The 8,563-nt window shown below is 30.5% G+C and carries 8 protein-coding genes and 1 riboswitch; of the genes, 6 read left to right on the top strand and 2 right to left on the bottom strand.

Annotation, left to right across the window (positions count from 1 at the left end):
• Positions 1 to 1,469: 1,469 nt before the first annotated feature.
• A complete protein-coding gene (locus tag Q0649_RS09075; protein WP_298840538.1) occupies positions 1,470 to 2,570 on the bottom strand; it encodes an AI-2E family transporter in 1,101 nt (366 codons plus the stop codon).
• Between the two features lie 546 nt (positions 2,571 to 3,116).
• Between Q0649_RS09075 and Q0649_RS09070 the strand changes: the two genes are divergently transcribed.
• Together Q0649_RS09070 and Q0649_RS09065 are read left to right on the top strand one after the other, a co-directional pair.
• Complete coding sequence (locus Q0649_RS09070) at positions 3,117 to 3,734, top strand: 50S ribosomal protein L25 (protein WP_298840535.1); 618 nt, start codon at positions 3,117 to 3,119, stop codon at positions 3,732 to 3,734.
• A gap of 122 nt (positions 3,735 to 3,856) precedes the next feature.
• Positions 3,857 to 4,150 (top strand): hypothetical protein, encoded by a 294-nt coding sequence (locus Q0649_RS09065; RefSeq protein WP_298840533.1) that lies wholly within the window; start codon positions 3,857 to 3,859, stop codon positions 4,148 to 4,150.
• 119 nt (positions 4,151 to 4,269) lie between these two features.
• On the opposite strand, the gene Q0649_RS09060 is transcribed toward Q0649_RS09065, so the two are convergent.
• Positions 4,270 to 4,686, bottom strand: coding sequence for a hypothetical protein (locus tag Q0649_RS09060; RefSeq protein ID WP_298840530.1), 417 nt, complete (start codon positions 4,684 to 4,686; stop codon positions 4,270 to 4,272).
• A gap of 421 nt (positions 4,687 to 5,107) precedes the next feature.
• On the opposite strand from Q0649_RS09060, the gene glpK reads away from it, so the two are divergent.
• The 4 genes from glpK to Q0649_RS09040 all read left to right on the top strand — a co-directional run.
• A complete protein-coding gene (gene glpK, locus Q0649_RS09055; protein WP_298840527.1) occupies positions 5,108 to 6,598 on the top strand; it encodes a glycerol kinase GlpK in 1,491 nt (496 codons plus the stop codon).
• A gap of 68 nt (positions 6,599 to 6,666) precedes the next feature.
• Positions 6,667 to 6,777: riboswitch (TPP riboswitch) on the top strand.
• A 140-nt stretch (positions 6,778 to 6,917) separates the two neighbouring features.
• Positions 6,918 to 7,412 (top strand): energy coupling factor transporter S component ThiW, encoded by a 495-nt coding sequence (gene thiW, locus Q0649_RS09050; RefSeq protein ID WP_298840525.1) that lies wholly within the window; start codon positions 6,918 to 6,920, stop codon positions 7,410 to 7,412.
• A gap of 27 nt (positions 7,413 to 7,439) precedes the next feature.
• Complete coding sequence (gene thiD, locus Q0649_RS09045; protein ID WP_298840522.1) at positions 7,440 to 8,264, top strand: bifunctional hydroxymethylpyrimidine kinase/phosphomethylpyrimidine kinase; 825 nt, start codon at positions 7,440 to 7,442, stop codon at positions 8,262 to 8,264.
• Positions 8,257 to 8,563: cytosine permease (locus Q0649_RS09040; RefSeq protein ID WP_298840520.1), on the top strand; the 307-nt coding region annotated here is incomplete at its 3' end. The genes thiD and Q0649_RS09040, both read left to right, overlap by 8 nt.

Below are 8,563 nucleotides of genomic sequence, written 5' to 3'. Positions count from 1 at the left end.
TAACCTGGGTGACTGGAGTTCAGACGTGTGCTCTTCCGATCTGTTGTAACTACTGCGATACCAACTATAGTTAAAGAGCTAAATGGGTTTGAACTTATAAGTTGGGTTTTTTCTGCCTATTTATTGACATCTGCAATTTCTACACCAATATACGGGAAATTATCTGATTTATATGGAAGAAAAAACATTCTATCTATTGGAATTATAATTTTTATAGTTGGAAGCTGTCTTTGTGGGATATCACAAAGTATGTATCAACTTATAGCATCTCGCGGCATTCAAGGACTAGGTGCAGGAGCAATATTTACAGTCACTTATACAATAGTGGGTGATATTTTTACGGCTAAAGAAAGCACGAAGGTTCAAGGATGGATAAGCACAGTGTGGGGAATAGCAAGTTTAGTTGGACCCTTTTTAGGAGGCTTTTTAATAGAAAATATTTCTTGGAACTGGATTTTTTTTATAAATGTACCTTTTGGAATAATATCTATAGTGCTTTTACAAAAGAACTTAATTGAAACTGTTGAAAGGAAGAAACACAAAATAGATTATGTAGGTACATTACTATTTTCTTTTGCAATTATAATATTTTTACTGGGTAGTTTATCTGGTGGTAAAATGAATATCATAATAGCGATAGTTGTTACAATTGTTTTATTAGTTTTATTCTATTATGTAGAAAAGAAAGCACAGGAACCCATTATACCCTTTGATATTTTTACTAAGACCAGCAATATAGTAAATGCTATAAGTTTTTTAGCATCAGGTATTTTGATAGGCGCGGATGTTTACATGCCTTTATATATGCAAAATGTTTTGGGGTTTGGACCAACAATTTCTGGAATATCTATGGCACCCATGTCTATTGCATGGCTCTTATCGTCATTTATTTTGACTAAAGCAATTCCCAAATATGGTAAAAAAATAGTGATTGGGACAGCTAATCTTATTTTATTTATTAGTTGCTTATTTTTATCTACTTTAAGTATTGAATCTCCATTGCAGTTAGTTGTAATTTATGGGTTTATAATGGGATTTGGGTTTGGAGGAGCATTTACTACATTAACAATAGTGGTGCAAGAGTCTGTAGGATATAATAAAAGAGGGGCAGCGACAGCAGTAAACTCGCTAGTGCGAACTCTCGGACAAACTATTGCGGTAAGTGTTTTTGGAACCATATTAAATATGTGTATAGTTAAATATTTTAATAATATAGGAATAAGTGGCATAAAGCCAAATAATTTATATTCGAGTGCAATTTCAAGTAATGGTGTAAGTAGTCTTCAAGTAAAGTTATCTTTAAATTCAGGGCTTCATGAGGTGTTTATAGCATTTATTATAATTGCGATAGTGTCATTTGCACTTACATTTACATTTGATTCTAAATCAAACAATAATTTATGTAAGAAATAAGCTAACTAATTAATATTTGCGAAGTGATTTGCTTCGCAAATGTTTTATTGTAATTATTAGATGTGCTTATTTTTTATTTGTTTGTTCATGAAATTTTCTAGTAGAGTATTAATTAATGCCATAGCAGGAACGCCAAGTAACATTCCTATAATTCCAAATAACCCTCCACCAAGAACTATTCCAAGGATTATAAGTAGAGGACTAAGCCCGACCTTATCACCAATGATTTTTGGTGAAATGAACCAGCCATCAATATTACTAAGTGTTACTATAAATAATACTATTTCTACAGATTTAATTGGATTAAAGAATATTGTTATTATAACAGCAGGTGCCATTCCTATTATATTCCCAAAATATGGAATCATATTTGTTATTGCAATTACCAAGCTAAAAGGCAAAGCATATGGTATACCTAATATAATAAATCCGATAAATGTTATAATTCCAAAAATAATAGAGTCAATTATTTTACCAACAAAATATTTTTTAAATATAGTATTAACTATTTTTAAAAAATCAATTACAGTGATAGCAATATGATCACTTGAAATAGAATAAATAAATTTCTTAAGATATAAAATAATAGATTCTTTATCTATTAAGAAATAAATGGATATTACTATACCTGATATTAATTTCATAAATAGAGAACTTAAACCCATTAAGTTATCAATTATAAGTTGTAAACCTGGTGCGAAATACTTGGATATATCTTTATTATAAGTATTAAGGTATTTATTTAAGTTGGTGGTAAGATCAAATTTGTTTAACCATTCATTTTGAGATATAAATATGGTAGACCATTTATATGATTTATCTGCAAATTTAGGGATATTGTTAAACAAATCTACAGCACTGTTAATAATATTAGGAGCAAGTAGTGTCGCTCCTAATATTATTATTCCTATCAATAGTGTATAAATTATGAATATACTATAGAGCCTTTTTATTTTGACTTTTGTTTCAAGATATACCATAAGCGGATTAAGCAAATAGGCTATAACAAATCCCCAGATAAAATAACTCATTAATGAAAAAATTTTATGAAGTATTGAACCTACATTTTCAATGTTATTTACAATTCTGTAAAGAAGAAAAGTAATTATAATGATGGGGACAAATTCTATATAAGGTATCTTTTTATATTTAATCAATGCTATTCCTCCAATCGATATTTATATATACAATTATAACAGTAAATAATGAACAAATTGATATATTATGTATTTTAACAATCGAAACTAAGAAGTTAACTTATTTAATTATATCATTCTTAAAAAACTTTAAATATATCCATTTTAAATTGATTTAATAATAAAATTAGTTTATAATGATACTGAAAAAGATGGTATAGTGACGGACAACTTCTGTTGCTAATATATGATATGATGTGCTATAATATAATTATGTTTTAATTACTAATGTTACCTTTTGGGTAGTGATGCTGGTTTTTTTTATTTATTTGTATAAATGATACGTACAATATAGAAATTCAACGAATGTATTTACGAAGGCAGCAGTGTATTTATGTTGTCTTTTAATGTTTACAATTACATATATTAAATTTTTAGGTACTGTTAGTTAAAAAAATCACGTCATTTTAAAGTTTAACACAAATATTATTGGAAATTATTATTGGTAGCATATGTATATAAAATAATAAACAGAAAGGCTTTATAAGCCAAGAGGAGCGAATTATTATGGAACAGGTTATTTTGAATGCACTTGAAAGAACTGCAAGCAATAAAAGATTTAATGAAGATGGTTTTATTGCTGGAGTAATGTATGGAGATGGTTCTACAGATGCAACTTCTGTAAAATTTGAATTAGTACCATTAAGAAAAATTCTCGCAAAACATGGTTCTAATGCAAAAGTTTTAGTTAAATACGGAGAAGAAGAAAAAACTGGATTTATAAAAGAAATTCAAAGACATCCAGTAACTGCTAAAATTACACACATAGATGTGCAACTTGTATCTAAAGATCATGAAATTAAAATGCAATTGCCTATTGCTTATAAGGGTGAAGAGAATTTAAGCTCACAACGTCTTCAATTACAAGTTCAAAAACCAGAAATAGATGTTTTTGGTAAGATGGCTATAATGCCAGATGGATTAAGTATTGATGTATCACAAATGGCTCTTGGAGATTCAATTACAATAAAGAATTTTGATTTAAATAAAGAAATAAAAGTTATGGATAAGGAAGATGAAGTTTACGCATCTATAACACAAATGAAGGAAGAGGTTGAAGAAGAAGTTGAAGAAGTAGTTGCGACTCCTGAAGCAGCTGTTGCTGAACCAGAAGTTAAAGCATAAAAAAATAGAAATTATTTAATAATAAAAGGATGAACCATAAAAGTTCATCCTTTTATGTTATTGTGGATAAATCTAGAATTAAACACAAAAACTTTTAAAAGTAGTAGGGAGGCGGCGAAAGAATGGCAAATATATTGAGATATTCAAAAAAACAATTAGATAGAACAATAAAAGAGTTCGGAAAGAGACAAAATGTAGGATCTAATGACACAGCTGAGTGGGTAAGATTAATAAATGATTTTATTTATGAATTCGAACTTAAATCTGAAGTTCATGAGGATGATAAACTTTCTATAATAACCAATAAGGAAGAGCAAAGTGTTATAGAAAAAATGATGTATGCACTAGAAGGTACAAAAACTTCTTTAGCTTATATTTTCGATGGTAATGTTACTTATGTAGAAGAAGAAAATTAGTTGAAATAATATAGTAAAGGAAGTCAAAATTTAATTTGACTCCCCTAAAAAGAAATATATATTGTTAATATCTATATTTATTCTAATTATAGTTAAAAAAGTAACATAAAAATATGATATTAGTTACTAGTTCCTTTATTTGAAACTGATTGAGCATTTAGTTTTTTTGTTTCTTCTAAAACAGAATCACTAGTGCTACTAGACATATTAGACATATCAGCATTTGAATAACCACTAGTTCCTTTATTAGAAACTGATTGGGCATTCAGTTTTTTTGTTTCGTCTATAGAAGATTCACTAGTGCTACTAGACATATTAGAAACGTCTGACATGTTAGACATACCTGACATACTAGAACTTGAAGCACCATTAGTGCCTTTATTTGAAGCTGATTGATTATTTAATTGTATTGTCTCTTGTAAATTGGCATCACTAGTACTGTTACTCATACCAGCATTTGATGTAGCGCTTGAACCTCCGTTTTTAGTTGATTGATTATTTAATTTTTTTGTTTCTTCTAAACTATACTTATCCATAAAAATCCCCTTTCAAAATAAAAATTACACTGTGCATATTCAGTGCATTATATAGGATACCCACTTTTTTATAAAATATAGATGAAATTATTAACAAATCTTATGTTGTTTTCTCTTTCATAAAATTTCACTAGTATAAAAAATAAATCATTTGAAATATTAAGAATTATTACATTGCAAGTAATACAAAATGTTACATTAATGGATATAAGTTTTATGAAAACAAATAGAAATTGTGAAATTTTTATCTAATATTGCAAAAGTTATAATAGTAAGTTATAATTTAATTAATGATATATGATATTTGGCAGAGATAATGAGCCACGTTATTATAAAGTATTATGCTTTATTTTGGCGTTTTTTTTGTGTATTAATTTGTAAACGGTTCAATAAAATTAATTTAAAAGGGAGTTTTGCTAATATGGCTAAATATATAATGGCGCTTGATCAAGGAACAACAAGTTCAAGATGTATTTTATTCGATGAAAAGGGGCTTATTGTAACGTCAGCTCAAAAGGAATTTACTCAGATATTTCCCAAAGCTGCATGGGTAGAACATGATCCCATGGAAATATGGTCAAGTCAAATTAGCGTTGTAACTGAGGCGATGGCTAAAGTTAACGCCAGTGCCTCAGACATTGCAGCAATAGGTATTACAAATCAAAGAGAAACTACTGTAGTTTGGGATAAAAGGACAGGCGTCCCAGTATACAATGCAATTGTTTGGCAATGTAGGAGAACAGCTGAGTATTGCGATGAATTAACGGAAAAAGGTTTTGATAAAGTAGTTAGAGCTAAAACCGGATTAATTTTAGATGCGTATTTTTCTGGAACAAAAATAAAATGGATATTAGACAATGTAGAAGGTGCTAGAGCTAAGGCAGAAGCAGGAAATCTATTATTTGGTAATATTGATACATGGTTAATTTGGAATTTAACTGGAGGAAAAACATACGTAACAGACTATTCCAATGCATCAAGAACAATGCTCTTTAACATACATGAACTTAAATGGGATGATGAATTACTTGAAACATTAAATATACCAAAATCAATGCTTCCAGAAGTTAAACCCTCAAGTTATGTTTATGGACATACGGATAGTTCATTGTTTGGTGGAGAAATTCCTATAGCGGGAGCCGCTGGAGACCAACAAGCTGCACTGTTCGGTCAAACCTGCTATAAGTCAGGAACAGCAAAAAATACATATGGTACAGGATGCTTTATGCTAATGAATACTGGAGATAAAGCAATTGAATCTAAACAGGGACTACTTACAACTATTGCTTGGGGAATAGATGGAAAAGTAGAGTATGCACTTGAAGGCAGTGTATTTATAGCAGGAGCTGCTATACAATGGTTAAGAGATGAACTTCAAATGATTGATAATGCTTCTGATTGCGAAGAATATGCAATGTCCGTAGAAGATACAAATGGAGTATATGTAGTTCCAGCTTTTGTAGGTCTTGGTGCACCATACTGGGATCCTTATGCGAGAGGAACGATTGTAGGACTTACAAGAGGATCAAAAAAGGCACATTTAATAAGAGCAACTCTTGAAGCACTTGCATATCAAACCCATGATGTTCTAAAAGCAATGCAACAAGATTCTGGAATTAAACTCACTGAACTTAAGGTTGATGGAGGAGCTTGCAATAACAATTTTTTAATGCAGTTTCAATCAGATATTTTAAATGTTCGAGTAGATAGACCAGAAGTTACTGAAACTACAGCACTTGGTGCAGCTTATCTTGCTGGGCTTGCAGTAGGATATTGGAAAAGCAAGGAAGAGGTTGCAGAGCATTGGGCGATATCAAGAAGTTTTAAACCTAGTATGACAGAGGAACATAGGAAAGAATTACTTCATGGATGGCATATAGCTGTTAAGAGATCAGGGATAAGACTTGAATAGAAATGTTAAATATAATTGTTTATAATAACTTGTTATGTTATTATTAGTGTATAAAGTAAAAAAAGAATAACCGAGCACAGGGGAGTTGGATATGCCAACTGAGAACAAGAATCGAAATTCTTTGACCCTATGACCTGAACTGGATAATGCCAGCGTAGGAAGTTGTTTATTGGTGTATTATATATGAATTATTATATATCACGTTAAAAAAACACAAATCCTTTGGATTTGTGTTTTTTTAGTTATGCAGCACACTATTTACGCTAGTTTATTTAGAGTTTATTCCTTTTGATTATATAAGATAAGGGAGTGTCGATGCATGAAGACTAAAAAGTTAACTATTTCATCACTTTTAATAGCTATTGGCGTAATAGCTGGTAATATCATATTTATACCGGTTGGGGTAGCAAGATGCTTTCCGGTTCAGTCTACAATTAATGTTATATCAGCTGTATTATTAGGCCCTGGATATGGCGTAGCAATAGCCTTTTGTATATCTTTACTAAGAAATATTTTAGGAACAGGTTCGCTTTTGGCATTTCCTGGAAGTATGGTCGGGGTAATTTTAGCTGGAATATTATATAAGAAAACTAAAATGAATCTACTAGCAGTAGTCGGAGAGATATTTGGAACAGGAATCATTGGAGGAATATTAGCATTTCCAATTGCTAATATTATAATGGGCAAAAAAGTGGGTGCATTGTTTTTTGTAGCACCATTTTTAATAAGTACTATTGGAGGAAGTCTAATTGCATTTTTAATTCTTAGAGTAATAGATTTTAAAAAACTTACTAATTTAAATAGAGAAATCTAAAACAGAAAAATACAGGAGGAAAATAACATGAAAAAAGTTTTAACTATAGCAGGTTCCGATAGTTGTGGAGGTGCAGGTATTCAAGCAGATTTAAAAAGCTTAAGCGCAAATGGCGTATATGCAATGAGTGTCATAACAGCCATAACAGCGCAGAATACTATGGGAGTTTTTGAAGTTCGGGATCTAGACGCAGAAATCATAAAGGCACAAATTGATGCCATTTTCACAGATATAATTGTAGATGCTGTTAAAATTGGTATGGTATCTAAAATTTCTACTATTGATGCCATAACGGAGAAGTTACAATTGTACAAGCCTAAAAATATAGTACTTGATCCTGTAATGATATCAAAAAGTGGTTATTCGCTTCTAAAGCCAGATTCAAAATCAGCTTTAATTAAAAAACTTATACCTCTTGCATCACTTATAACACCTAATGTACCAGAGGCTGAAGAAATACTTCGTGAAGTAAATTCAGATTTCCAGGATATAAAAACAGTAGAAGATATGGAAAATGCTACAAAAGAAATTTATAAATTAGGATGCAAAAATATACTTTTAAAAGGTGGACATATGAAGGGTGATGCTATAGATGTATTTTATGATGGATTTGATATCATAAATTTTACGTCAGGCAGAATAAATACAAAAAACACTCATGGCACGGGGTGCACTTTATCATCTGCTATTGCAGCAAATTTGGCACTGGGTTTTAACATGAAAGAATCAATACAAAAATCAAAGGAATATATAACAATTGCTATTAAACATTCTTTGGATATTGGGCATGGAGTTGGACCAACAAACCATTTTTACGAATTATATAAAAAAGCGGGAATGGCTAATGATTAAGGATAAAGAGAAATTAGGATTTTGGACCTTTGTATTTTTGTGGTTTGGAGCTGCGGTATCTATTGCTGAAATAATGACTGGTGGATTAATTGCACCCTTAGGATTTAAAGTAGGAATAATCGTAATACTTGTAGGACATTTGATAGGCACGGGAATATTAGTGCTTGGAGGCATTATTGGAACTCGTGAAAAGGTGCCCTCAATGACTTCTACTAATATTTCTTTTGGAGTATATAGTACATACTTATTTTCAATTTTAAATATACTTCAGCTAATAGGTTGGACTGCAATTATGATTA

The sequence above is a fragment of the uncultured Clostridium sp. genome, from assembly GCF_937920395.1.
In the GTDB taxonomy this organism is placed as follows: domain Bacteria; phylum Bacillota; class Clostridia; order Clostridiales; family Clostridiaceae; genus Clostridium_AD.
The sequence above is the reverse complement of the archived record's forward strand: the minus strand, read 5'-3'. Positions and strand labels throughout refer to the sequence as shown.

Bases quoted from the DNA above. Each gene is read 5' to 3' on its own strand.
- Q0649_RS09070 (WP_298840535.1), top strand. From the start codon at position 3,117: ATGGAACAGGTTATTTTGAATGCACTTGAAAGAACTGCAAGCAATAAA.
- Q0649_RS09065 (WP_298840533.1), top strand. From the start codon at position 3,857: ATGGCAAATATATTGAGATATTCAAAAAAACAATTAGATAGAACAATA.
- Q0649_RS09060 (WP_298840530.1), bottom strand. From the start codon at position 4,686: ATGGATAAGTATAGTTTAGAAGAAACAAAAAAATTAAATAATCAATCA.
- glpK (WP_298840527.1), top strand. From the start codon at position 5,108: ATGGCTAAATATATAATGGCGCTTGATCAAGGAACAACAAGTTCAAGA.
- thiW (WP_298840525.1), top strand. From the start codon at position 6,918: ATGAAGACTAAAAAGTTAACTATTTCATCACTTTTAATAGCTATTGGC.
- thiD (WP_298840522.1), top strand. From the start codon at position 7,440: ATGAAAAAAGTTTTAACTATAGCAGGTTCCGATAGTTGTGGAGGTGCA.